This is a genomic window from Acinetobacter soli (genome assembly GCF_000760595.1).
Classification (GTDB): Bacteria; Pseudomonadota; Gammaproteobacteria; order Pseudomonadales; family Moraxellaceae; genus Acinetobacter; species Acinetobacter soli.
The window spans coordinates 231099-255772 of record NZ_BBNM01000004.1 but is presented as its reverse complement, the minus strand read 5'-3'; the positions used below and the strand labels follow the sequence as shown (position 1 = coordinate 255772).

The following is a 24674-nucleotide window of genomic DNA, read 5'->3' as shown; positions in this document are numbered from 1 at the left end:
GGCATAATTAGAAAATATGAGAATGAGTTTTATTTAATAATAATTCTTTTAATTATTTTTATTCTCATTTAGTATTTGTGTAAATTTTTCTCCCTGAGTCAGCCATGCGAAAAATCAAACCTTTGGTCATGCTTATGGCCTGTGTATCTGGTACGCAAATTATTCATGCTGAAGTACAAGCTTCACTAGATGAATCTCAACAAAAATCCACAACTGTAACTGCACTTGAAAGCATCCGCGTGGTCGCAAGTGCAGATGCATCGGCAGATGGTCTTATGGATGCTTATGCTGGAGGTCAGGTTGCATCGGGAGGGCGAATTGGTATTTTTGGAAATCAAAAAAATTTGGATACGCCGTTTAGTCTAAGTGCCTACACCAATCAATACATTCAAGAGCGGCAAGCAAAGAGTGTTGGTGATGTACTTAAAGCCGATCCAAGTGTGCGGGTGGGGCGTGGCTTTGGAAACTTCCAAGAAAACTATTATATTCGCGGTTTTAATCTTGGCTCAGATGATACGGCGTATAACGGCTTGTATTCTATTTTACCACGCCAATATATTCCGACTGAATTATTCGAACGTGTGGAATTACTAAAAGGCGCTTCTTCATTTTTAAATGGGGCGATGCCAAGTAGTGGTGGTATTGGGGGTGCAATAAATCTGTTGCCTAAACGTGCTGGAAATGAGCCTTTAAATCGTGTCACGTTAGGAACCGATTTTAATGGAGGGTATGTTGCTAGCGATGTAGCCCGACGTTTTGGAGAGGATCAACAGTTTGGTGTGCGAGTCAATACGGCTTATCATGGTGGTCATACCGCGGTTGATCATGAAAAAAATACGTTAGGTTTGACTGCGATAGGGCTAGACTATCGAGGTGAGCGTTTGCGTCTATCGGGCGATATGGGATATAGCAATAATAGACTAGAGGCGACTAGACCCAATGTAACATTAGGTGCTGCTGTAACGAGTGTGCCTTCTGCGGTTAAAGCATCAAGTAATTATGCGCAAAAATGGACTTATTCAAATGAAGAAAATTATTTTGGAAGTTACCGTGCAGAATATGATCTGACTGATGCTGTTACTGCCTATGCAGCCTATGGTTTTCGTCATGGTGAAGAGCGTAATAGCTTAGCTAATCTTACACTGAGTAATGCAAGTACGGGTGATAGCACATTTTATCGGTTTGACAATGCTCGGGTAGATATGGTCAATACAGGAGAAATCGGTCTACGTACCAAACTGAATACTGGCGACATATCGCATCAATTCGTACTTGCAGCATCGGCATTTCAATTGAATTCCCGTAATGCCTACATTATGGATTTTGCGAATCAATATACCAACAACTTATATATGCCAGTGCAATACGATCAGCCACTTGCAACATCGCCTGTATATTCTGGAAATGAGTTGAATTCACCCAAACTGACGACACGTACACGATTAAGAAGTATTGCAATTGGAGACAACCTAAAGGCACTTGATGATCGACTTAATCTAATGTTTGGTGGGCGATATCAAACGATTATGCAAGATAATTATGCGTATAGTAATGGGGAAAAAACCGCCTATGATGAAAGCAAATTTACACCAGTATTAGCTGTTTCATACAAGTTAACACCAGAAATTTCGGTGTATGGTAATTACATTGAGTCGTTGGCCAAGGGTTTAAGTAATACCAATAATGGCACCACAACTACATTAAAGCCATTTGTTGCAAAACAAAAAGAAATTGGAACAAAGTATGAAAATGGAACTTTCGGTGCAAGTTTGAGTCTATTTGATATCAACAAACAGCGTGCTGTTATTCAAAATCAGGTATTTAGTGATGCAGGTGAATATGTTCATCGAGGTGTTGAATTTAATACTTATGGCAAACTTACCGATGCAATTACAGTATTAGGCGGTGCAACATGGATGCATGCCAAACAAGAAAATACAGGGTCGATTGCTTATGATTCAAAGGATGAGGTGGGTGTACCTAAGTTTCAGGCTAACATTGGGGCGGACTGGAAACTACCAATTGCAGCAGATATTTCGCTTAATGCCCAACTGGTTTATACCGGATCAAGTTATGCAAGCCTAGACAACACACTTAAGGTGAAAGACTGGACTACGCTCGATTTAGGGGCAATTTACAAAACTCAATTAGGGCAAACGCCAACCACATTTAATTTCAAAATCAATAATGTCTTTGATCAAAACTATTGGGCATCGGTAGGTTTGTACGACAATATCAATAGCAGTTCCAATACCAATAATGGTTATTTGGTTGCCGGATTGCCACGTACATTTATGCTCAGTGCAAGCTTTGATTTCTAAGAAAAAAGCCTCTCAATAGAGAGGCTTTTTTTAAGCTTGATTGATTATAAAATTTTCTTTAATCGTGCCACAACTTGTTCACATTGTGCCAGATCTGCGACCAATGCCATACGTACATGATTTTCACCCGGATTACCTGTTGAAGTATCACGCGAAAGATAACGACCTGGCAAAACCTTGATGTGGGCTTTTTCCATCAGCATTTTGGCAAAGGCTTCATCGTTATCGACTTGCAACCAGTAATAAAAACCCGCATCAGGCTTTTGAAGCGGTAGCAAACCGCCCAATTCTGACTGAAACATGTCGAATTTCGCGCGATATTGCTGGCGGTTTTCTTCAACATGTACTTCATCGTTCCATGCGTAAATAGAAGCCAATTGATGTTGAACCGGCATTGCCGCACCATGATAGGTACGGAACTGTAAATAAGGCTTGAGCAATGCTGCATCACCCGCCACAAAACCAGAGCGCATACCCGGTAAATTTGAACGCTTGGATAACGAATGGAAAACGATACAGTTTTTATAGTCATCGCGCCCAATTTCGGCACATACTTCCAATAAGCCGACAGGTGGCTGGTCAAACCAGAGTTCTGAGTAGCATTCATCTGATGCAATCACAAAATTATACTGATCTGACAGTTCAATCAGTTTTTTAAATTTCTCTTTTGAGAGTACTGCACCTGTTGGATTTCCAGGTGTACACACAAATAGCAAAGCTGTTTTTTCCCACACTTCGGCAGGAACGGCATCAAAGTCACCTAAATAGTCATTTTCTGCTGTACAGTTGATGAAATACGGTTTTGCGCCGGCAAGTAATGCTGCACCCTCATAAATTTGATAAAAAGGATTAGGCATGACCACATAAGGTGCTTCGTCACGATTGATCAGCGCCTGTACAAAAGAAAAAATTCCTTCGCGTGTACCTGTGACCGGTAAAATCTGTGAGTCTGCACTGATCTGGTTTAGTTTAAAACGACGCTGTAGCCAATTTGCAATACTGTCACGTAGCTCTGGCAAACCTTTACTGTTTGGATAGGTTGAAAGATGATTAAAATGTTCCACGATTGCTTGTTTTACAAAAGCTGGTGCAGGATGCTTTGGCTCCCCAATCGATAATGGAATTAATGGGAGGTCTGCGGGCGTAATATCCTTAAAAAGGGCATTCAGCTTTTCAAATGGGTAAGGGTGCAGTAAAGACAAGCTAGCGTTCATGAAACAGTTACCAGTAAAAATATTAATGTTGAATCGCGATTTGGCTCGAAGCCTCATCTAGTGCAGATTTTAGTTGCGCTGCAAACAGAGTGGCTTCATCGGTAGTCATCGGTTGGCCATCTTTTTTGGTGACAAAGAAAATATCCTCAGCGCGCTCACCCAGTGTCGCAATCTTTGCTGAATGAATATCTAATCCTTGCATCATAAACAAGCCACCTACACGAGCCAATAAGCCCGGCTGGTCAAGCGTTGAGATTTCCACCATATTTTGTTGCAGTGCTTCATTGAGTGTGACATCTACTGTATTTTCAATGTCAAAATGGCGTAATTGGCGCGGAATACGGCGCTGCATTAGTCCAGGATACTTGTCAGATTGACTCAGTGCCTGCACCAAAGCCGATTTTACAGTGTGCTCCCGGTCTGGATCGGTGAGCAGGGTGCCAAAACGATCTAACACCAAGTAAGTATCTAAACTAAATGCTTTGGTGGCAGTAATAATCCGTGCATCTTGTACATCCAGATTCATGCGATCTAACACTGCCACAGTGGTGGCAAAAAGGTTAGGCTTATCTTGTGTATAAATAAAGATTTGTACGGCGTCTTGTGCAGATTGGCGGTGTGCACGAAGCAACACCAGTGGTGCGGAGTTATCGCCGTGAAGCAAAATAGCACGCGTATGCCACGCGATTTCATCTGCTGACTCTTTGAGGAAGTATTCATCACCAAGCTCTTGCCAAACCCGTTCGACTGCATCAAGTGAAAACTCATTGACCAGTATTTCACTCGCAGTAAACTTGGTGTCTTCAATCAGCATTTGATAGTCGACTGGGCGACCCAAACCTGAACGAATCACATCACGCGAATACGTGTATAACTGACGCATTAATGAGGCGCGCCAAGTATTCCAAAGCTTTGGATTGGTGGCATTAATATCAGCGACGGTAAGTGTATATAAGTAGTCAAGATGTTCCATGTCACCGAGTTTTTCAGCGAACTCTTTGATGACATCTGGATCTGAAATATCTTTTTTCTGTGCAGTGAGCGACATTAACAAGTGGTTTTGAATCAACCATGCGACCAGTTTGCATTCACGTTCGGTGAAACCATGCGCTCGGCAAAATTCGATCGCATCTTCTGCACCCAATTCACTATGATCACCGCCACGGCCCTTGGCGATATCGTGAAAAATAGCAGCCAGATAGACAATATCACGACGTGCCAAACGCTGGAATACGGAGCTTACCACTGGAAAGTGCTGTGCAAATTCAGTTTCTTTGAATCGATTAAGATTACGAATCAACAATAAAGTATGCGCATCGACGGTATAGATATGAAATAGGTCGTACTGCATGAGGCCCATGATTTGACCAAACGCAGGAATATAATTACCCAAAATTCCATAACGTTTCATATCGACCAGTGTGTCGTATAGGCGGTATGGCGAGCGGATAATGGCCATAAACAGGGCTTGATGCGCTGGATTGTCTCGAAATTCTTGATCAATACGCTTTGCGGCCATAATTAATAAGCGCAAGGTTCGCGCACGAATTCCTTCTATTTCTGGGCGATTGGCCAGCAAATAGAAAAGCTCTAAAATAGCACTCGGATTCTCAGAAAAAACTTTATGATGCTGAACGGCAAGTTTTTTGTCTACGAGCTTAAAGTTTTCATTAATTTCTTCGATTTTACGCTCGTAATTGGGAAGTCGAGGCGTAATGACTGATTCATTAAAATAAGCCAATAGCATTTCATTGAGTGTAGAAATTTGCTGGGCAGTGCGGTAATACCGCTTCATAAATTGTTCAACCGCATAGTTGGCTGGCTGACCTTCTAGGCGGGTATACCCAAATTTGGCTGCAATTTCACGTTGATGATCAAACAGTAGTCGGTTTTCATCACGTTTGCTGAGTCGGTGCAAGTGATGACGAATTTCCCATAAAAAGCTTTCTGCTTCCTCAAGAATCTTGAGTTCGTACTCGGTAATAAAGCCCAAATGCACCAAATCATAGATCCGATTCACACGGAAATGGCGTTTTGCGATCCATCCAATTTGATTCATATCGCGAATGCCACCAGGTGCATTTTTAATATCAGGCTCAAGGTTGCTTTCGGTGTTATTGTGCTGTGCATGCCGTTTTGCTTGCTCTGCCATTTTGGCATCGAAGAAGGTTTTGTCGGTCCAAGTTTGTGAAACAATTCGGCGGGGCCATTTAGCTAAATCTGGATTGCCGGTAATAAGTCGCGCTTCAATCAGCGTGGTTGCAACGGTCAGATCATTGGTGGCCTGTTCAACGCAGTTTTGAATAGTACGAACGCTGGTGCCGGGTTTAAAATTTCCTACATCCCAAAGCGATGAAATAAATGTCGAGATCTGTTTTTCTAGCTCTGGATCAATTTCATCTTCTGCCAAAATCATGATGTCGACATCGGAGTAGGGCAGCATTTCCTTTCGGCCATAGCCACCCACTGCAAAAAGCCCCAAACGTGATTGATCAAGTCCGGCATGTTTCCACAAAAATATCAGGGCTTCATCAATCAGATTAGATCGTGCAATGACGACATCACGAATGGAGTGTCCATTTTCATAATACTCCTGAATCTGCTGTTCGACATCTGCACGCCATTGATTAATTGCCTTGATATCGTGATGACTGGTGACATAATCCAGCAGCGGTGAAGTAATAATCATAAAAATGGACTCATATTAAATTGAATGATTATTCAGGAAGTACAACATGAACCTGATCGGCTGCTTGCTGTGCCAATGTGCGAGCTGCGTCAGTCGTTTCAGCGCGTGCAGTGGCAACACCCATACGACGACGTTTAAAGCCTTCTGGTTTACCAAAGAGGCGCAAATCCGTATCTGGATGCGACAGTGCTGTATTGAGCTGATCAAAACTTAAATTATTTGCATCTGTACCTGCATAAATCACGGCACTTGCCGCTACGCTGTGGCGCGCTGTGTTTACAGGCAGCCCTAAAATGGCACGCGCATGTAATTCAAATTCGCTTTGAAATTGTGAAGCAAGCGTAACCAGCCCGGTATCGTGTGGACGTGGTGATACTTCGCTAAACCAGACATGATCACCTTTGACAAACAGCTCAACACCGAAAATACCGCAACCGCCAAGTGCTGTGGTGACTTTATTTGCAATGCGTTTAGATTCTGCTAGCGCCGCATCTGTCATTGGTTGTGGTTGCCAGCTTTCAACATAATCACCTGCGTCTTGGCGATGCCCAATCGGGTCACAGAAATGTGTTTCGATTTGGTCTGTTTGAGGGTTTTTGGCACGTACGGTGAGTAGGGTAATTTCAAAATCAAAATCAATTTGAGATTCTACAATCACTTTGCCCTGATTTACCCGACCACCGGTTTGTGCATATTCCCATGCAGCATCGACTTCTTCAAAGCTCTTAACTCGTGATTGACCTTTACCGGATGACGACATGACAGGTTTTACAAAGTTTGGATAACCAATGTCATCGCAGGCTGCCCTGAAGCTTTCTAAAGATTCGGCAAAGCGGTAGGCTGAGGTTGGTAAACCTAATTCTTCAGCAGCCAAGCGTCGAATGCCTTCACGGTTCATGGTCAGGTTGACTGCTTTTGCCGATGGAATAACGGTTGCAGTTTGATTACGCTCAATTTCAAGCAATACTTCAGTGGCAATTGCTTCAATTTCAGGCACGATCAAATGCGGTTTAACGTCTTCGATGAGTTTCTTAAGTTCGACCGGATCGGCCATATTGAGCGTATAAGAATAATGCGCTACTTGCATTGCTGGTGCATGATCATAACGATCTGCCGCATGAACTTCGACACCAAGACGCTGTAATGAAATCACAACCTCTTTACCAAGTTCTCCCGAACCTAACAGTAACACTTTAAATGCAGAAGATTGAAGGGGAGTACCAATTGTGACGCTCATGCGAATCATCCATGCAAGAAGTAGGGCTTTTAAGCATAACAGAACTTTTACTGGATTGACGCCTTGATTCACATAAATTAGTGACTTTTGTTGTCTAATAAATAATCTAATAAAATGAGCAAATTCAACACTAAATTAAAAAATAGTTCAGACGTTTACTTGATAATTTAATTTCAGTTCATCAGCAGTTTTTCCTCGAATTCCCCAGTTTTCTTGTGGTGTCTCAAAAATAGTGATTTCAATATCCTGTGGGGAGATTCCACTCTCAGATTCAATGTTCTTAAAAATTTTATTGATCAGTTGTTTTTTACTTTCAACACTGCGCCCGCTAAACATCGAAATTTCAATGATGACATATAGATCGCTTCGATCTGAGGGATAAATAAAATCTTCTTTTTGCATTTTAATAAAGCGTTGGAAGCATTTTTCAACAGGATATTGCAGTGCTTCGACAAGTGCGTCATGTATAGCTTTTGATAATTGAGATCGATATTTATCGATTGTATCTGCTAGAGCATAGATTTTAATTTGAGACATAAAAATAAAAAGACCTTGTTTTAATTAATCTAAATGATTGATCACATATTGATTTTTAAACCTTATAAGGTCTTAGCTTGCCTTGCAAGCGTATGTAATTGCAAATAAAAAATCAATGATTGAGTATTATCGCTGAATTCACTAGCATAGAGCCGAATGTTCAGATGGATAATCGTGGATAATGATCTCAACGCTTAAAACTTCTGGTTTAATTTCATGTGTTTTATTTGGACTGGTTGTGTCTGGTTGTAGCCAAGACCATACATCAGGTTCAAAAGAAAAAGTTGAAATTAAAGCTGCACCAAAATTGACCAATGATGCAACAACCTATGCAAATGAAGCGTGGAAGCTGATCAATCAAATCGATCCTATTGTTTATGATGGCAAAAAAGATGAGATTGAAGAGCAGGTAAGAAAGCCATTGCGTAAGCTTAGTACCGACTGGCGCATTAATGTCAAAATGACTGACTCAGTTACAGAGGGCAAGTATGCTTTATGTCGCAAAGCGCTGACTTCACTGGATACATGGTCACGTGAAGTGATCACGGGTAGCTCCACACTTGCGCAGCGACAAGCTGATTACGAGCGAGACAAAGCACAATGTAAAGATGCGATAGCTAATCCTGCATTGGGTAATACAGATCCGAAGCGATAAACGATATAAATAAAAAAGCGAGTTGATCTCGCTTTTTTATATTCAATATGTTGATTAAGATTTGGTTTTTGCTGGTTCAGTTTTAGCAGGCATTGCCGTTGTCATTGGTTTGCTTTTTTCAGCCATCATTTTCTTGTCGGTTTTCGCGGCCATTTTTTTACCGCTAACTGCTACACATTTTCCACCTTTATGGTGTGGGCCAGTTCCGCCTTGTAATTCAGTGCCTTTAGGACAAGCAAAAGCGGTGGCACTTAACATCGCGAAAGAAGCCGCAAGCAGTACCGTTGAAATCTTTTTCATTGTATATCTTCTATTCATGGGGCGTTAGTGCCTGTTTTTGAGCTTAATCTGTTTTATTCATAATTAAATTAAAAATTTGTTGATCAAAAGATAAGTTTTCTTGTTGTTTATTTGTCTTAATTTTGCTTTTAATATCAGGTTAAGCTTCATCACGTTTGATGTGAAGTTGGCTTTCAAATACTTTATATTTGTTTGTCAAAAAGTTCGCTTATACATAAATTAAATACGTTCATGCAGCGAACGTATTCGCTACATGAAAGTAGTTTACTATCAATGACCATCAGCTTGCTTTGGCAATTTCGATCACTACTTTGCCTTGTGTTTTGCCGTGCTCGGCCTGATGCAAACCATTTTCCAACTCATCCAGTGTGATCACGTTTTGAATCATCGGGTCGAGTTTGCCATTTGCCATAAGGGTAGCTAAGAATTCACCACCAGCAGCAATATCACGTAGATTTTCATCATCGCCGTGTTGATAGGCAAAACCTAAAGCCACTTCATGAATTGAAATCGCTTTGGTAAAAGAAGGAATTGGATTCTGATCAATCCGTCCTGATACCGAAATCAAATGACCGTTATGACGCAGCACTGTTGCAAGTTGTTGAGAGGTTTCAGATGAAATCAAATCAATCACCGCATCCACACCACGACCTTGAGTGAGCGCATGAATACGTTCAACAATATTGTCTTGTTTGTAATTGATGATGTGGTCGGCACCAAGTGCTTTGATGCGTTCTGGTTCGCTTGAGGCAGTAGCATACACTTCCAGACCCATGAGCTTAGCCAGTTGCACAACAAAACCACCGACACCGCCACCCGCACCATTCACCAAAATTCGCTGACCTGCATGAAGTGGTACCTTACGATATAACGCTTGCCAAGCGGTAATACCGGCACATGGAATAGTCGCGGCCACATTAAAATCAAGCTGTTCCGGTATTGCACTGATACTATTTGCATCAACCACGACATATTCTGCAAAACCACCCCAGCGCCATAAATTGGTTAGACTGATGACTCGATCGCCTTTTTTCCAAGTGGTGACGTCATGCCCTACAGCATCGACAATACCAGCAGCATCAATTCCCAAAATATGGGGTAACTGAAGAGTTGTACCGTTTTTAGCAAACTTGTAGTCGACCGGATTAATACTCGAACTCATCACTTTGATACGAACTTCACCAGCAGCGGGTTCGGGGATCTCGATATCGGTTTCGACATGCAGCGTGTAAGGCGTTCCGACTTGAGTTAAAACTAATGCTTTCATGTGATTTTCCTTGGTCTTAAGTAGTGACTATCATTCATTAAAATTCTCATGGGAGTAGATAGCACTCCATTAGAGTGCTTTTTCAAGAATTTGACGACTGATTGCCAAAGTCACATCACTGTGTTCGCCCAAAGCGGTCATACCATGATGCTCAAGTTGAGCCACAACCTTGTCGATTGCTTCATGACCTAAGTCATAATCGCCAAGTTGAGTTGGAATTCCCATTGCTTTAAAAAATGCTTTGGTTTGCTCAATGGCAGCATCAATACGCGCTTGCTCTGATCCTTCACGGATCTGCCATACACGTTCTGCATATTGCAGTAACTTGGCCGCTTTACTTTCGCGTCTTACACTTAGGTTTGCTGGCAACACCACGGCAAGTGTACGTGCATGGTCAATCTCGTACAGTGCGGTGAGTTCATGACCAATCATATGTGTCGACCAGTCTTGCGGGACACCTGCACCGATTAGACCATTCAGTGCAAGGGTTGCTACCCACATTAAATTGGCACGTGCTTCATCGTCTTTTTCAGCGCTTAAAACACGTGGGCCAATTTCAATCAGGGTTTGTAACAATCCTTCAGCCATTCGATCCTGAATATAACCGCCTGCTGGATAAGTCAGATATTGTTCCATGACATGGGTAAAGGCATCGACTACACCATTGGCCAATTGACGCTCTGGCAAAGTATAGGTTTTAAGCGGATCAAGAATTGAGAACTGCGGAAATACATGGGTACTGTTAAAAAACAGTTTGTCTTGAGTTTCACCGCGGGTGATTACAGCGCCCGCATTCATTTCAGAACCAGTAGCCGGTAGCGTCAGTACACAACCAAATGCCAGTGCTTGTTCTACGTCGGCACCCTGATTTTTGAGGATGTTCCATGGTTCGCCCGTGTACAAGGCTGCCGCTGCGATAAATTTGGTACCATCAATGACAGAACCGCCACCCACAGCAAGCAAATAATCAATATCGTTGCTTTTGATTAGCTCTACTGCGCGCATAAGTGTTTCATAGCGTGGATTTGGTTCTACACCACCAAATTCCTTTACAATACGGTGCCCTAACACATCACGAATTTCTCTGAGTGTTCCTGTTTTTTCCGCACTTTGTCCGCCATAAATCATCATGATGCGCGCGTCGGAAGCAATTAACGTCTCAAGCTGTTCGACAGAATTTTGACCAAATACAATTTTTGTTGGGTTGTAAAATGTGAAATTTTGCATGGAGATTCCTCTAGATTTTAGGTGAGTGTTGGGTTTGAGTAGCAAGTGCTTTAAGTAACGCTTGGGCGAGCGCATGGTCTGAATATGGGTTTTGACCCGTAATCAGTTCACGGTCAATCACAACATGTGGTTGCCATGCCTTGGCAAACTGCATATTGCCGCCTGCTTTTTTCATCGCGTTGGCTGGGTAATAGCGTAATTTGTCGCCGTGAAGTGAGTTTTCAAACACGTGTTCTTCTTCATTCGAGAAAATGGTCATTTGATAACCATGATAGATCCAACCCTCAGCATTCATTTTTTGATTTTGGATCAGTGACTGTTCAAATGCCTTAGGATCTTTTTGCGCAGCTAATAGGGTAATCGGGCCATGACAAATCGCTGCGGTTGGTTTGCCCTTGCGATGAAAGTGTTGCAGGGTGGTACCCACCATCGGATTATTCGCTAGGTCAATGAGTGGTGCATGTCCACCCGGAATAAAAATAGCTGAATAGCGATCAAGCCCTTGTTGCATCACATCTTGTAATGAACGTACGTTCTGCGCTTGAGTCAATTGTTCAGTCAATTTTTTGATTCGCAGCATTTCATTGCGATTTTTTCCAAAATAGACAGGATCAATCGAGCGGACGTCTGGCTTGGGTACATTGCCTTTTGGAGTGACAATTGTCAGGGTGTATCCTGCTTTGATGAGGGCATCGGCTGGCACACCAAACTCATTGACATAATAACCCGACGGAAACGATTTCTTTCCTTGTAGTGGAAGCTCGGTTTCACTCGAGAGTAACACCAGAACTTCACCTTTAGATGCGGCGTGCGTGAATGATGCCGCACCCATCAGCAACAAGGCAAAAATACGAAATAAACGTGACAGAAACATGTTTTCTCACTAACCAAATACGTTGCAGTTATTTCAGCCTTAAATCAGGCATCTTTTGTAACTGCAACTTTATTAGAGTGATAAATAAAGATAAATTAACCGAATGGTAATTTATTTATTACATCAGAGAATAAATGCGACATTTTGATTCGGTCCAATTGGCCAGCATAGAATTGTTCTGTAAAGCGGCAGAGCTGGGGAGTTTTACCGCTGCGGCAGAAGGTTTGGGCATTACACCGGCTTCAGTCAGCCGTTCTATCGGACGCTTGGAAGCAAGGCTCGGTGTGCGCCTTTTTGCGCGAACTACACGTAGTATTAAGCTAACGTGTGAAGGGGAGCTTTATTATCAATACTGTCAGCAGGCACTGGAGCAAATTTCAGAAGTAGAGCGCATGATTACAGGCGATCAGCACAGCCCAAGTGGTACATTAAGGATTAGTGTTGGAACACCGTATGCTCATTATCGGCTTCTGCCTCTGCTGCCTAAATTTCAGGCAAAATATCCACAAATTGAAATTGAGCTAAATATCTCCAATCGAGTCATCGATTTTGTGGAAGAAGGTTTTGATCTGGCCATTCGTTTGGGTATTCCCAAAGACTCCCGACTCATTGCGCGTACGCTTGAAGATGCAACCTTGGGCGTTTTTGCTGCTCCTGAATATTTACATCAATATGCGGAACCTAAAACGGTTGCAGCGCTTGATCAGCATCAGTGCATTCAGTTTATTCTGCCCAGTACAGGCCGCGCCATGCCATGGATTTTTAAAGATAGCCACGGCAATGATTTCAATTACGGCTTTAAAAGTCGTCGACGGGTTTATGATGATGTTATGGGGTGTTTGACATGGGCAAAAGCAGGAGGTGGTTTGTTTCAGATTTATCACTTTATCGCACAACCAGCAGTTGAGCGCGGCGAATTGGTTGAGGTACTTACCACTTTAACGCCTAGGACTCGGCGCTTTTCTATTTTGTATCCACAAAATCGGCACATGTCTGCAAAAATCCGTATATTTGTAGATTTTTTAATGCAGGAAATTGCAGCACTCCAGCATCATGTATCATGAAAATTTGCATAGCTAAGCTATTCTATTACGCCTTCTTTTAAATTGAAGCTATAAAAGCTGGACTGCATGATGTTTTATTGCATTTTGAAGCAGCATAAAACAAATCGCAATCCAGCACAGAGGATCAATCGCTCACACTAAACGAAGAATTAAAATTACCAGTCCTGTGATTAAAATCAAAATACCAAGCAGCAATCGAAACACATGAAAAAGGGGCATTTCATACAGACCTGTTGTTGTGTACAAATGAGTTAACTCCTTATTTCAATGTATCCTGATAGCGATGATTGACTTCATCCCAATCAATCACTTGATAAAATGCCGCGATATATTCAGGGCGACGATTTTGATACTGTAAATAGTAAGCGTGTTCCCAAACATCTAGACCCAAAATAGGCGTGTTGCCATGCATGAGTGGTGAGTCCTGATTGGCGCTGCTTTCAACCACCAGCGTTTTTTGTGGTGTCACACTGAGCCATGCCCAACCACTGCCAAAGCGAGATAACGCGGCTTTGGTAAAAGCCTCTTTAAATGCATCAAAGCCACCTAATTGTTGTCGTATTGCATCGGACACAGGGCCATTGGGTTCACCACCACCTTGAGGGCTCATGATCGTCCAAAACAGACTGTGGTTGGCATGACCGCCAGCGTTATTGATCACGGTATGTTTTAAATCGCTTGGCACCTCATGCACCTTTGTAACCAGATCTTCAACTGACAATTTTTCCCATTCAGTGCCTTCAATCGCAGCGTTAATATTATTGATATAAGTTTGATGATGCTTGGTGTGATGAATCTGCATCGTTTTGGCATCGATATGCGGTTCAAGTGCGTCATAGGCATAATTCAGTGCAGGTAAGCTATAGGCCATGGGGTGTTGTCCTTTGAGATATTTTAAGTCGTTCTTTCCATATGAGTTTAGGCGATGGATTAGAATATGTAAATATATTGATAATGATTATCATTGTAATTATTATTTAATAAATGTTTGTAAATTTAAAAAAGGCCAGCATGAGCTGGCCTTTTTTGAACGAATACTTTATACGTTAAAACGGAAATGCAGCACATCACCGTCTTGAACAACATAGGTTTTACCTTCAAGACGCCATTTACCCGCTTCTTTGGCACCTGCTTCGCCGTTGTACTGAACGAAGTCGTTATAGGCAACACATTCTGCACGAATAAAGCCTTTTTCGAAGTCGGTATGAATCACACCGGCTGCTTGAGGTGCAGTCGCACCTACTTTTACGGTCCATGCACGTACTTCTTGTACACCGGCAGTGAAGTAGGTTTGTAAACCAAGTAGGGCATAACCTGCACGAATTACAACATTCAGGCCTGGTTCTTCCATTCCCATAGCTTCTAAAAATTCGGCACGGTCTTCATCTTCTAGCAATGAAATTTCGGCTTCAATCTGATTGCATAGCGGCACGACAATCGCATTTTCTTCTGCTGCTAATTTTTTAACGGCATCAAGATGCGGGTTATTTTCAAAGCCATCTTCAGCAACGTTCGCAATATACATGGTTGGTTTTAAGGTCATCAAACCAAAGCCACGAATCAATTTACGCTCATCATCGCTTAAGTCGGCTGCGCGTGCTGGCTTGCCTTCATCTAACAATGGCTGAATTTTTTCTAGCACGGCTTTAGTTGCAAGTGCTTCTTTATCACCACTTTTTGCAACTTTGGTCAAACGTAGCAAAGCTTTTGCTACAGTGTCTAAATCGGCAAGTGCAAGTTCGGTGTTGATGGTGGCAATATCGTCTAGCGGATCGATTTTACCATTCACGTGAATGACGTTTTCATCTTCAAAACAACGTACCACGTGCGCAATTGCATCAGTTTCACGAATATTTGCCAAAAACTGGTTACCCAAGCCTTCACCTTTCGATGCGCCCGCAACCAAACCAGCAATATCCACAAACTCCATTGTGGTTGGAATAATACGTTGTGGTTTTACAATTTCTGCAAGTTTATCTAGGCGTGCATCTGGAACAGGAACAATCCCGGTGTTTGGTTCGATGGTACAGAACGGGAAGTTTTCTGCTGCAATCGCTGCTTTGGTCAATGCATTAAAAAGCGTTGATTTACCGACGTTTGGTAGACCCACAATACCGCAATTAAAACCCATGAAATGACTCACAAAAAGTGTAATGTAAAAATTGAGGCTGATTTTACATGAAAGCCATGACAAAGTCAGGTCATGGCGAAGTGTGAATCATAAAGAAGTTTAGATTTTGCGTTTGTCGAGCTGGTTGGAAAGCGCATCACCTGTGGCTTGTATCAGCATCACCAATACAATCAAAACTAAAATAACGGCAAACATAATGGTGAGATCAAAACGCTGATAGCCATAACGATAAGCGATATCGCCTAAACCACCTGCACCAATGGCACCTGCAATTGCCGAAGAATTAATCATGGTAACCACAGTGACGGTAAAACCCGCCACGATGCCAGGCATGGCTTCTGGTAGGAGTACATGCCAGATGATCTGTTTGCGATTACAGCCGATGGCCTGTGCAGCTTCAATCAGGCCCTGATCGACCTCACGCAAACTGACCTCGGAAATGCGCGCAAAGAAGGGGATTGCAGCCAGTGTAAGTGGAACAACAGCCGCCCACACACCATAACTGGTACCGACAATCCAGCGCGTTACTGGAATGAGCGCCACCATTAAAATTAAAAAGGGAATGGAGCGGGTAATATTAATGACCCAGCCAATGGGCTGATTAATTTTAATAGAAGGATAGATCCCATGTTCAGAGGTCATCACCAGTAAAACGGCGAGCGGTAAACCAATCAAAAATGCCAGTAAAGCGGATACGCCTACCATCAGTAAGGTATCCAGTGTACCTGTGAGTAATAAATCAAGAAGTTGGTTGTGCATAACCAATCACCTCCACATCAAAAACAAAATGAGACAGTTGTTTTAGTACCTGCGCATCAAAAGCTTGCTTTGGTATGGCTAAAATTAATGTACCAATTAAGTGATCCTGAACAGTATCGACATGGCTCTGGTACAAAGAAGTATGCGACCCGAGTAATCTCAGCAAATCTGTTAAGTTTGGAGGATGCTTAAGATCGGTTTGATAACGAACTTTAATGATTCGATGCGTTAGGTGATCTTGTGGCGCTTCATAAAGCGTAAAAGGTAAATTGAGTTGTTCAAGATTCAGCAGTTCTTGAGTGATTTTTTGCTTTGGATTTGAAAAAACTGACCAGACCAAACCAGACTCCACAATTTCCCCTTGATCTATAACCACCACTTGATCACAAATTTCACGAATGACCTGCATTTCATGCGTGATCAGCACCACCGTAATGCCTAAATCCCGATTAATCTTTTTTAACAAGGAGAGAACAGTGGCGGTACTTTCGGGATCTAACGCCGATGTGGCTTCATCACAGAGTAAAATTTCAGGATGATGCACCAGCGCTCGGGCAATCCCGACACGCTGCTTTTGCCCACCGGAGAGCTGTGATGGATATTGCCCGGCTTTATGTGCCAGATCGACCAAGCCCAAAACTTCATCGACGCGGCGTTGAATTTCTGCTTTATCTAGACCTGCAATTTTAAGTGGTAACGCCACGTTGTCCCACACTGTTTTAGCCGACATCAGATTAAAATGCTGAAAAATCATGCCAATTTTCTGACGCAGATGAACGAGCTGTGCGTGATCAAGTGTGGTTAATTCATCTTGATGAATTTTTATAGAGCCAGAACTCGGTGTTTCTAGTCCATTTAGCGTGCGTAACAAAGATGATTTTCCAGCACCACTTTTTCCAATCACGCCTAAAATTTTGCCTTGCGGAATATCCAGATCAATAGCTTTAAGCGCCTGCACAGTCTGGCCATTCGATGTATAGGTTTTATTGAGTGCACGAATCTGAATATGTGGCGGTGAGAAATCGACCTGTGATCCAAAACTAACCATGATTAACCTCCTAGACCCAACCTGGGAACCAAAGTTTTGGTCCAATATCTTCATCGATGGCTGCTTTTACCGCCGGTGAATTTTGATAAATCTCAATAAATTTTTTCAGCTTATCGTCTTTATCTTCATAATCATCTCGGACCACAAACAAGATGGCATAACGTTTATTGGTTGTGTCGTCTAAAAGTAGGGCACTATTTGGATCGGCTGTTTTAGCCAAACGCAAATAGTGTGGATAGCCAAATGCCAAGTCGACATCATCAATTGCACGTGCAGTTTGAGGGCCTTCAACTTCAATAAATTTTAAATTTTTTGGATTAACTGTGATATCACTTAGTTTAGACAAGTAATTGTTTGGATCTTTAAGCTGAATCAGTTTGGCTTGCTGTAGTAAGAGCAAAGCACGCCCTTGATTGACTGGATCATTCGGAACCACAACACGTGCATTTTGCGGTAGTTCATCCAGTGACTTATATTTTTTGGAATATAATCCGACGTGAGATGCTGCGCCCACACCAAAAGCTTTGAGTTTATAACCACCTTCTTTAATTGCATTGCTTAGAAAAGGCTGATGTTGAAAGAAATTGGCATCAATGTCGCCATTATTTAAAGTGATGTTTGGCGTATTCCAGTCGGAAAACTCAACCAGCTTGACATGAATCCCTTGTTTTTCAGCTTCTTTGGCTGCTGCTTGCAGCGGGTGAGCAAAAGGAGGGCTAATACCGATCACTAACTCTTGATGCTGACTTTGTCTATTCTGATTCCAGATTACAAGCCCAACAATTAAAACGACAAATAATGCCCCAAGAATAATGAGTTTTTTTGATGAAGATGACTGTGCCATCGAAGACTCCAAGAATTATGCTGTAATTTTTTCGTGTTGATTTAAATTGAATGAATGTGTGGAAGGTGAACATCGGTATTGCTCGACGGGATGCGTCGACGGAAGCAAATCGCCGTGTCCTGAAATTTTTTGACGTAACGAGCCTTCGTTATATGCAGTTTTAAAACGGCCTCGTTGTTGCAGCTCAGGAATCACGTATTGAATAAAGTCATGATGTGACTCTGGTGCGACGGTACGCGTTAAATTGAATCCATCTACGCCGGTTTGATCGACCAGCTCAATCAGTCGTTTTGCCACGTCTTCACCATTGCCAACAATCAGTGGGTAACGCCCACCTAAAACGTGTTGATCTTTTAAATCCTGAATGGTGATTTGTTGGGTTTTAAATTTTTCATTTACCGAAGCGATGCTGTTACTTTTTTGATAGGGAACCACCTCATGATCGGCATATTTCGATAGGTCGATACCGACCGAACTTGCATAATGGGCAAGCCCAGCTTCGGGAGAAGCATAGCGACGATACTCCGCCAGTTTATCTTGTGCTTCAGCCGTTGTTGCGGCAGTGACCACGGTAATGCCGACAAAAATCTTGATATCGTCTGGATGGCGCCCATGCTGTTTGGCGCGCTCACGAATTTTATCGACATTTTGTTTGATCTTGTCGGGTTGGTCGCCACCAATAAAAATGCATTCGGCATGGGCAGTTGCAAAGGCCATTCCTCTTGAAGAGGCGCCTGCTTGAAACAACACTGGCGTGCGCTGCACCGAAGGTGCAACTTGAAATACACCTTCACTTTGATAAAACCGCCCAGAGTGATGAATCGAATGTACCTTGTGTGGATCTGTAAAAACTCGATGTTGTTTGTCCTTGAGCAATGCATCGGACTCCCAAGAGCCTTCCCAGTATTTGTAGCAAAGTGCTAAAAACTCTTCTGCCTGATCGTAGCGCAGATCGTGATCTTTAAGCGCAGACTGCCCAATCAAGCGTTGCGCACTATCAAGATAGCCTGTAACAATATTCCAGCCAATACGCCCTTGCGTGAGATGGTCGAGTGAAGCAAAGCGCCGTGCAAACTGATAGGGCGTTTCGTAGCTCAAATTCACCGTAACCCCAAAGCCTAAATGTTGTGTGACGGCTGCCATTGCCGAGACCAACGTCGTTGGATCATGGCTGGGGAGCTGAATTGATTCTCTTAACGTGAGATCGATATTGCTTTGATAAACATCATACACCCCTGTGATGTCGGCTATAAATAAGCCATCAAATAATCCGCGTTCGAGTGTTTGTGCCAGTTCTGTCCAGTAACTCAGCTCATTAAATCGATGCGACTGATCACGCGGATGAGTCCATAAACCATGATTGATATGGCCGACACTGTTCATGTCAAAAGCATTCAGTAAAATGTGTTTGTGTGTTTTATTTGTCATTACAATGTCCCTCGTCGTGGAGGAGAAATTTGATTCAATGCATAATTGCCAATAAAAAAGTATTTCCAGCGCGCAGCATCATGTAGCGTGTGTACCCGTGCATTACGCCAAAAACGGTCGAGTCCATCTTGACGCTGACTACCACGACTCCCTGCAAGTTCGATCAGTTTCGAACTGGCTTTAAGTGCGGTTTCAGTACTATGCGCTCTGACCTTCGCAACCGCCAATGAAGCTAATGCAACATGCTCTGCTGTGGTGTCCAAACGTGCCGTATCGATTGATTGAGCTGCACGTTTGAGTAAGACTTCACTTGCTCTTACATCAATTGCAATACGTCCAACATCGTAAATGGTGAGTGGGTCCTGAGCCGCGGTATCAACATTTGAATCAATCCAAGGACGGGCTTGATGGACGCGCTTTAGCGTTTCTTCGAACGCGGCACGGGCAATTCCGACTTCAATCGCGGCATGCATGATTTGAGCAAAAGGGCCAACCAGTGTCGGGTGATCAAAGGCTACATCAAAGGGAATAACATCGTCATAAGCAACAAAAACACGATCAAATTTTACCGCACCACTGCCTGTCACACGTTGTCCAAAGCCACTCCAGTTATCAACAAGGCTCAATCCCTGACTTTCACGTTTTACAAAAGCCAAATATTCGCGACCATGCGCATCTATGACCAAAGTTGGAATACGATGTGCAAATAAACTGCCTGTGCAATAGAACTTTTCACCCTGAATCAAATAACCATTCTCGGTGGCTGTAATCGTTGTATGTTTCTGAGCCGCTGTTCTGGGTTTAAATTCTGCAAGTGCATTGCCAAAACGTGCGCCTTGCAATACTTCTTTATAGAGCTTCTGCTTTTGTTGCTCGGTACCAGTATTACGAAGTACCTCAAGGGCGTAGAAGTGATTTTGAGGAATCTGTCCAATCGAGCCGTCAACGCCACTAAACAGTGCAATGATTTTTGCCACTGTCAGGCTAGAAACATCTGCACCGCCAAAGCGTTTTGGTACGGTAATTGCCCAAAGGCCAGACTGACTAAATTGCTCAATTTCCTCAAAAGGCAAAATCCGCTCGGCATCACGTTGCACACTTTTTTCTTTAAAACGCTCACTCAATGTGGTGGCAATCGAGAGTGCCTCGGCATCGTCTCGGATAATATGTGCCTGTGTGGAGTTTGATGAATTAAAAGATGCGATTGCTTGATAAGATGTCATGAAGCTCTCCTTAAATCCATGCATGACGTGCAGGGAAGACGCCATTGAGGTAATAGTTGCCAATCGCATGGATTTTCCAGCGCACAGGATCATGCAGCGTATGTACACGGGCATTGCGCCAGTGCTGATCTAAATTGTGCTGACTTAAACTGGCACGACTACCACCAAGTTCGAGTAATTTTTCAGAGATAGTTAGTGCTGCATCATTGGCATAGACTTTGGCTTCTGCCACCAAAATAGAGGCGCGGGCAGCCTGTGCATCCGTCACTTCGAATTGTGAATCCAGTTCATCCAGATACTCGGCAGCATCATCAAGTAATGCAATCGCGGCATCAAGTAAGACTTGAAGCTTGCCTGTTTCCTGAATGGTGAAATGTTCTAAACAGGCTTTTTCAACATTGGCATCGATAACTGGGCGCGCTTTTTTTACCGCTGATATAAGATCAGTAAATGCAGCTTCAGCAATTCCGACATCGATTGCGACTTGCATCAGTTGCGAATAGGCACCTCTATAATTTGGAGCTTGTGTCAATAAACGCTCATCAAAAATAAGTGCAGGATCGATGTGTACTTGATTGAGTTTTATCGTACCACTTGCGGTAGTACGCTGACCAAATCCATTCCAATCATCTTCAATTTCGATCCCATTTGTAAAGCGATTAACCAATACCAGAACCACATGACCTTCTGGGTGAAGGGCTTTAATTGCCAGCCAATCTGCAAAAATGCTACCCGTAGAATAAAATTTTTCGCCGTTTAAGACCCAAACTTCTCCATTTTGTATGAGCGTCGTATGAACGGTTTTACTGTCTTTACTCTGGCGCTCAGGCCCGCCGTTGGCGAGGCGTTTACCTGCCAGTATTTCGCCAAATACACGTTTTTTTTGTTCTTCATTTCCCATTAAATCAATTAAATTTAACAAGCTGATTTGATTTTGTGGGATTTGGCCAACATTAGAATCGGCTTTACTTAAAATACGAAACACCTGAGCTAAAGTTTTATTTGATACAAAAGCACCACCATAGCGTTTAGGAATTCGAATACCGCCAAGGCCTTTTTGACTCAAGTGTTCAATTGCCTCATACGGCAAAATACGTTGTTGATCTCGTATGTTTCGGTTTACAAGTGCTTCATCAGCAACTTGATAGGCCGCGTTTAATGCTTGTTGGTCGTTTTTAAGTATGTGAACCGAGCGTTTAGATAATGAACTTAACTCAGACATATTAATACCCTTATTTGATATCAATACTTTAGGTAAAATTCTGTGCTTTTCTAAACGATGTATTTGTCAAAACTAATCGATAAAAATGCTAAATTTTATTTCAGCTAAGAAAATCACTTTTTTATATTTAATAAGTTTTTTAAATTCAATTGCTTATATTAATTCATCTATTAAATTACATCTTAAATATCTATTTTTATCGATCCACTTCATATGCTTTGAATAAAAATTCATAGTTTTTATATCGCGGCAATAGGTGATTTAGACAGAGATTTGGCACAAAAAGTACATTGTTTTCAAGCGCGCTTAATTCTAAAGTAACAAGGCAAAACAATGTTTTTTACATTTGGTTGACTAAAAAAATAATTTGGAGTTTTTATGCGGGTTTTATACCAGTTCCCTTTGTCTCATTACTGTGAGAAAGCTCGCTGGTTACTGGATCACAAAGAGCTTGATTATGTTGCTCATAATTTGATTCCTGGTTTTCATCGTGCGTTCGCACAGTTAAAAACAGGTCAAAATAAGTTACCCATTCTAAAAGATGATGCAAGATGGATTGCTCAATCGACTCCGATTGCACTGTATCTTGACGATACTTACCCTGAACATTCGTTGCTGAGAAAAGATCCTGCACAACGACGCGCAGCCTTAGAAATTGATCAACTTGCTGACGAGCTTGGGATTCATGTTCGCCGTTGGTCATTGGCACATGCGTTGTCTTACAGTGATGAACCGATTGAAATCATGATGGGTGAGCAGGGCTACTTGCGTCAATTTGAAAAATTTTCAAAACCAATTCTTAAGACACTGGTCAAAAAAAGTTACGAACTCGAACAAGATAAAGTTGCCCAGTCTAAGGCGCATCTAGATGAGCTTGTACTACTACTTAATGATCGTTTAGTCGAAAACTACGGACGCTATATGGTAGGTGATCGTCTTGGATTAGCTGATATAGCGGTATGTGCCATTTTGGCACCTTTACTACATCCAAATGGCACACCTTGGGAAGTGGAAAATACTGAATTTCATTCGCCCGAACTCGATACCTACAAAACCTACCTGCTAAGTTTGCCTTTGGGGCAATATGTACAGCGAATTTATGAAACCGAACGAAATGCCAGAGTGGATTGGCGTGGTATGTAATGCCAATCCAAGAGGGCACATCAAAAATAACGAATTTCTACTGAGTTAAAGATTTAAACGTTTGAATACAAAATCAATAATATTTTTGTATTCAATCATTTGTACGCAAATGATTTTGCTTTGTGCTGCTTAATAAGCTTAGCTTAACAATGAATGAAATTTATTTTCATTATTTTATTTTGTGATGATGGTTTTCCTGATATTTCGTTCACTTTATATGCAAAAAATGCATAGATTCAAAATGATGCATGCTGAATATAGCTGGCACTAAAAAGATGCAAATAATTTAATTTAATGTGATTTAAATCACATTTTTTTTAAAATAAAACTTTAAAAAAAAGATTTTGGCGTTAAAATAATCTAAAGCAATCAAAGCTAAGACTAAAGTCTAGCGAAAAACTGTATGAAGTGCTTTCAATTAGGATAAGAAAGCATGTAAAAATAGTGGAATCGGTCGATGATAAGCAACAATTAAAAGTTGGCTTGATAATTGCTTTAAACGAAAGGAGAGCTATTTTTTAGGTAGGTTGAATAATATACAACTGTCTTAAAATTTAGCGAAATATAATCAAGGAGTTTTTATGAAACATTCTGCAACCTCACTAATTGTATCGGCATTGATGATTTGTACAGTTGGAGGAGCAACTCAGGTTCAAGCTGCGGATACTTTGGCTAAAATTAAAAGCAGTGGAAAAATTATTATTGGACACCGTGAGTCATCGGATCCTATTTCCTATGTTGTCGCAGGTAAACCAGTGGGTTATGCGGTAGATATTTGTAATGCTTTCGCAAACGACATCAAGAAAGAGCTTAAAATGCCGAATTTGAAAGTCGAATACAAAGCAGTTACATCGTCTACACGTATTCCAGAACTTCTTGCAGGCAATATCGACATGGAATGTGGTACAACCACTAACTCCAAACAACGCCAACAGCAAGTAGGATTCTCTACAAACTACTACGCAACAGAAGTGCGTATGGCAGTGAAAGCAAATTCAGGTATTAAGAGCTTGGCTGACCTGAACGGTAAAGCTGTCGTGACCACTCAAGGCACAACGTCAGATAAATACATCAAAATGAATGAAAAAGGTCAGTCTATTAATGTGCAAAACATTTATGGTAAAGACCACGCAGACTCATTCTCTATGATGGCATCTGGTCGTGCAGCAGCATTTGTGATGGACGACAATATTTTGGCTGGTTTGATTGCAAAATCATCTAACCCGAAAGAATTTGCAATTGTTGGCCCTGTATTATCTTCTGAGCCATATGGCATCATGATTGCAAAAGATGATCCGAAATTCAAAGCGGTTGCAGATCGCACCGTAACTGGTATGTGGAAATCAGGTCAAATGGATAAACTTTATAAAAAATGGTTCCAGTCTCCAATTCCACCTAAAAATACCAATCTGAACATGGCACAAAGTGCTTCTTTCAAGAAATTGAAAGCACATCCGACTGATGAAGGCATTTAAGCCCTAAAACTCTTTT

At 42.0% G+C, this 24674-nt stretch carries 21 protein-coding genes; 5 read left to right on the top strand and 16 right to left on the bottom strand.

Annotated features, from left to right (window positions below):
* Positions 1 to 104: 104 nt before the first annotated feature.
* Entirely contained in the window at positions 105 to 2321 is a 2217-nt protein-coding gene (locus Aso01_RS07120) for a TonB-dependent receptor (RefSeq protein WP_004937067.1), read from the top strand.
* 44 nt (positions 2322 to 2365) lie between these two features.
* On the opposite strand, the gene dapC is transcribed toward Aso01_RS07120, so the two are convergent.
* The 4 genes from dapC to Aso01_RS07100 form a co-directional block, all read right to left on the bottom strand.
* On the bottom strand, positions 2366 to 3535 hold the full coding sequence (dapC, locus tag Aso01_RS07115) for a succinyldiaminopimelate transaminase (RefSeq protein WP_004937069.1): 1170 nt from the start codon (positions 3533 to 3535) through the stop codon (positions 2366 to 2368).
* Between the two features lie 22 nt (positions 3536 to 3557).
* Positions 3558 to 6224: a [protein-PII] uridylyltransferase gene (gene glnD, locus Aso01_RS07110; protein ID WP_004937071.1), complete on the bottom strand. Its 2667-nt coding sequence runs from the start codon at positions 6222 to 6224 to the stop codon at positions 3558 to 3560.
* Between the two features lie 28 nt (positions 6225 to 6252).
* A complete protein-coding gene (gene purT / locus Aso01_RS07105) occupies positions 6253 to 7470 on the bottom strand; it encodes a formate-dependent phosphoribosylglycinamide formyltransferase (RefSeq protein WP_155757071.1) in 1218 nt (405 codons plus the stop codon).
* Positions 7471 to 7608: 138 nt separating this feature from the next.
* Positions 7609 to 7998, bottom strand: coding sequence for a tautomerase family protein (locus Aso01_RS07100; RefSeq protein WP_004937075.1), 390 nt, complete (start codon positions 7996 to 7998; stop codon positions 7609 to 7611).
* A 181-nt stretch (positions 7999 to 8179) separates the two neighbouring features.
* On the opposite strand from Aso01_RS07100, the gene Aso01_RS07095 reads away from it, so the two are divergent.
* Positions 8180 to 8653, top strand: a complete 474-nt coding sequence (locus tag Aso01_RS07095; protein WP_004937076.1) for a hypothetical protein — start codon at positions 8180 to 8182, stop codon at positions 8651 to 8653.
* 54 nt (positions 8654 to 8707) lie between these two features.
* On the opposite strand, the gene Aso01_RS16090 is transcribed toward Aso01_RS07095, so the two are convergent.
* The 4 genes from Aso01_RS16090 to Aso01_RS07075 all read right to left on the bottom strand — a co-directional run bounded on the left by Aso01_RS16090 (position 8708) and on the right by Aso01_RS07075 (position 12321).
* A complete protein-coding gene (locus Aso01_RS16090; RefSeq protein WP_171063730.1) occupies positions 8708 to 8953 on the bottom strand; it encodes a hypothetical protein in 246 nt (81 codons plus the stop codon).
* A 280-nt stretch (positions 8954 to 9233) separates the two neighbouring features.
* Entirely contained in the window at positions 9234 to 10220 is a 987-nt protein-coding gene (locus Aso01_RS07085; RefSeq protein ID WP_004937081.1) for a zinc-binding dehydrogenase, read from the bottom strand.
* A gap of 69 nt (positions 10221 to 10289) precedes the next feature.
* Positions 10290 to 11447: an iron-containing alcohol dehydrogenase gene (locus tag Aso01_RS07080; protein WP_004937083.1), complete on the bottom strand. Its 1158-nt coding sequence runs from the start codon at positions 11445 to 11447 to the stop codon at positions 10290 to 10292.
* Between the two features lie 10 nt (positions 11448 to 11457).
* Positions 11458 to 12321 carry a type 1 glutamine amidotransferase domain-containing protein gene (locus Aso01_RS07075; protein WP_004937085.1) on the bottom strand — a complete coding sequence of 288 codons (864 nt, stop codon included), beginning with the start codon at positions 12319 to 12321 and terminating at the stop codon, positions 11458 to 11460.
* 134 nt (positions 12322 to 12455) lie between these two features.
* Between Aso01_RS07075 and Aso01_RS07070 the strand changes: the two genes are divergently transcribed.
* Positions 12456 to 13385, top strand: a complete 930-nt coding sequence (locus Aso01_RS07070) for a LysR family transcriptional regulator (protein ID WP_004937087.1) — start codon at positions 12456 to 12458, stop codon at positions 13383 to 13385.
* Between the two features lie 259 nt (positions 13386 to 13644).
* On the opposite strand, the gene Aso01_RS07065 is transcribed toward Aso01_RS07070, so the two are convergent.
* From Aso01_RS07065 to Aso01_RS07030, 8 genes are all read right to left on the bottom strand, one after another.
* On the bottom strand, positions 13645 to 14256 hold the full coding sequence (locus Aso01_RS07065; RefSeq protein ID WP_004937089.1) for a superoxide dismutase: 612 nt from the start codon (positions 14254 to 14256) through the stop codon (positions 13645 to 13647).
* Positions 14257 to 14424: 168 nt separating this feature from the next.
* Positions 14425 to 15516 (bottom strand): redox-regulated ATPase YchF, encoded by a 1092-nt coding sequence (gene ychF / locus Aso01_RS07060; RefSeq protein ID WP_004937090.1) that lies wholly within the window; start codon positions 15514 to 15516, stop codon positions 14425 to 14427.
* Positions 15517 to 15615: 99 nt separating this feature from the next.
* Complete coding sequence (locus Aso01_RS07055; protein WP_004937092.1) at positions 15616 to 16275, bottom strand: methionine ABC transporter permease; 660 nt, start codon at positions 16273 to 16275, stop codon at positions 15616 to 15618.
* Positions 16256 to 17323 carry a methionine ABC transporter ATP-binding protein gene (locus Aso01_RS07050; protein ID WP_004937094.1) on the bottom strand — a complete coding sequence of 356 codons (1068 nt, stop codon included), beginning with the start codon at positions 17321 to 17323 and terminating at the stop codon, positions 16256 to 16258. Before Aso01_RS07050 ends, Aso01_RS07055 begins: the two co-directional genes overlap by 20 nt.
* Before the next feature lie 10 nt (positions 17324 to 17333).
* Entirely contained in the window at positions 17334 to 18167 is an 834-nt protein-coding gene (locus Aso01_RS07045) for a MetQ/NlpA family ABC transporter substrate-binding protein (RefSeq protein ID WP_004937097.1), read from the bottom strand.
* Positions 18168 to 18182: 15 nt separating this feature from the next.
* Positions 18183 to 19595 (bottom strand): LLM class flavin-dependent oxidoreductase, encoded by a 1413-nt coding sequence (locus tag Aso01_RS07040; protein ID WP_004937099.1) that lies wholly within the window; start codon positions 19593 to 19595, stop codon positions 18183 to 18185.
* The gene (locus Aso01_RS07035) at positions 19595 to 20818 is read right to left on the bottom strand and encodes an SfnB family sulfur acquisition oxidoreductase (RefSeq protein WP_004937102.1); all 1224 of its coding nucleotides are present in this window, start codon (positions 20816 to 20818) and stop codon (positions 19595 to 19597) included. Before Aso01_RS07035 ends, Aso01_RS07040 begins: the two co-directional genes overlap by 1 nt.
* 10 nt (positions 20819 to 20828) lie before the next feature.
* Positions 20829 to 22040 (bottom strand): SfnB family sulfur acquisition oxidoreductase, encoded by a 1212-nt coding sequence (locus tag Aso01_RS07030; RefSeq protein WP_004937104.1) that lies wholly within the window; start codon positions 22038 to 22040, stop codon positions 20829 to 20831.
* Positions 22041 to 22418: 378 nt separating this feature from the next.
* On the opposite strand from Aso01_RS07030, the gene Aso01_RS07025 reads away from it, so the two are divergent.
* Together Aso01_RS07025 and Aso01_RS07020 are read left to right on the top strand one after the other, a co-directional pair.
* Positions 22419 to 23183 (top strand): glutathione S-transferase family protein, encoded by a 765-nt coding sequence (locus Aso01_RS07025; protein ID WP_004937106.1) that lies wholly within the window; start codon positions 22419 to 22421, stop codon positions 23181 to 23183.
* 581 nt (positions 23184 to 23764) lie between these two features.
* The gene (locus tag Aso01_RS07020) at positions 23765 to 24658 is read left to right on the top strand and encodes a transporter substrate-binding domain-containing protein (RefSeq protein ID WP_004937109.1); all 894 of its coding nucleotides are present in this window, start codon (positions 23765 to 23767) and stop codon (positions 24656 to 24658) included.
* Positions 24659 to 24674: the final 16 nt, after the last annotated feature.

What these genes read in the sequence shown, in the direction of transcription:
- Aso01_RS07120 (WP_004937067.1), top strand. Translation starts at nt 105, where the DNA reads ATGCGAAAAATCAAACCTTTGGTCATGCTTATGGCCTGTGTATCTGGT.
- dapC (WP_004937069.1), bottom strand. Translation starts at nt 3,535, where the DNA reads ATGAACGCTAGCTTGTCTTTACTGCACCCTTACCCATTTGAAAAGCTG.
- glnD (WP_004937071.1), bottom strand. Translation starts at nt 6,224, where the DNA reads ATGATTATTACTTCACCGCTGCTGGATTATGTCACCAGTCATCACGAT.
- purT (WP_155757071.1), bottom strand. Translation starts at nt 7,470, where the DNA reads ATGATTCGCATGAGCGTCACAATTGGTACTCCCCTTCAATCTTCTGCA.
- Aso01_RS07100 (WP_004937075.1), bottom strand. Translation starts at nt 7,998, where the DNA reads ATGTCTCAAATTAAAATCTATGCTCTAGCAGATACAATCGATAAATAT.
- Aso01_RS07095 (WP_004937076.1), top strand. Translation starts at nt 8,180, where the DNA reads ATGATCTCAACGCTTAAAACTTCTGGTTTAATTTCATGTGTTTTATTT.
- Aso01_RS16090 (WP_171063730.1), bottom strand. Translation starts at nt 8,953, where the DNA reads ATGAAAAAGATTTCAACGGTACTGCTTGCGGCTTCTTTCGCGATGTTA.
- Aso01_RS07085 (WP_004937081.1), bottom strand. Translation starts at nt 10,220, where the DNA reads ATGAAAGCATTAGTTTTAACTCAAGTCGGAACGCCTTACACGCTGCAT.
- Aso01_RS07080 (WP_004937083.1), bottom strand. Translation starts at nt 11,447, where the DNA reads ATGCAAAATTTCACATTTTACAACCCAACAAAAATTGTATTTGGTCAA.
- Aso01_RS07075 (WP_004937085.1), bottom strand. Translation starts at nt 12,321, where the DNA reads ATGTTTCTGTCACGTTTATTTCGTATTTTTGCCTTGTTGCTGATGGGT.
- Aso01_RS07070 (WP_004937087.1), top strand. Translation starts at nt 12,456, where the DNA reads ATGCGACATTTTGATTCGGTCCAATTGGCCAGCATAGAATTGTTCTGT.
- Aso01_RS07065 (WP_004937089.1), bottom strand. Translation starts at nt 14,256, where the DNA reads ATGGCCTATAGCTTACCTGCACTGAATTATGCCTATGACGCACTTGAA.
- ychF (WP_004937090.1), bottom strand. Translation starts at nt 15,516, where the DNA reads ATGGGTTTTAATTGCGGTATTGTGGGTCTACCAAACGTCGGTAAATCA.
- Aso01_RS07055 (WP_004937092.1), bottom strand. Translation starts at nt 16,275, where the DNA reads ATGCACAACCAACTTCTTGATTTATTACTCACAGGTACACTGGATACC.
- Aso01_RS07050 (WP_004937094.1), bottom strand. Translation starts at nt 17,323, where the DNA reads ATGGTTAGTTTTGGATCACAGGTCGATTTCTCACCGCCACATATTCAG.
- Aso01_RS07045 (WP_004937097.1), bottom strand. Translation starts at nt 18,167, where the DNA reads ATGGCACAGTCATCTTCATCAAAAAAACTCATTATTCTTGGGGCATTA.
- Aso01_RS07040 (WP_004937099.1), bottom strand. Translation starts at nt 19,595, where the DNA reads ATGACAAATAAAACACACAAACACATTTTACTGAATGCTTTTGACATG.
- Aso01_RS07035 (WP_004937102.1), bottom strand. Translation starts at nt 20,818, where the DNA reads ATGACATCTTATCAAGCAATCGCATCTTTTAATTCATCAAACTCCACA.
- Aso01_RS07030 (WP_004937104.1), bottom strand. Translation starts at nt 22,040, where the DNA reads ATGTCTGAGTTAAGTTCATTATCTAAACGCTCGGTTCACATACTTAAA.
- Aso01_RS07025 (WP_004937106.1), top strand. Translation starts at nt 22,419, where the DNA reads ATGCGGGTTTTATACCAGTTCCCTTTGTCTCATTACTGTGAGAAAGCT.
- Aso01_RS07020 (WP_004937109.1), top strand. Translation starts at nt 23,765, where the DNA reads ATGAAACATTCTGCAACCTCACTAATTGTATCGGCATTGATGATTTGT.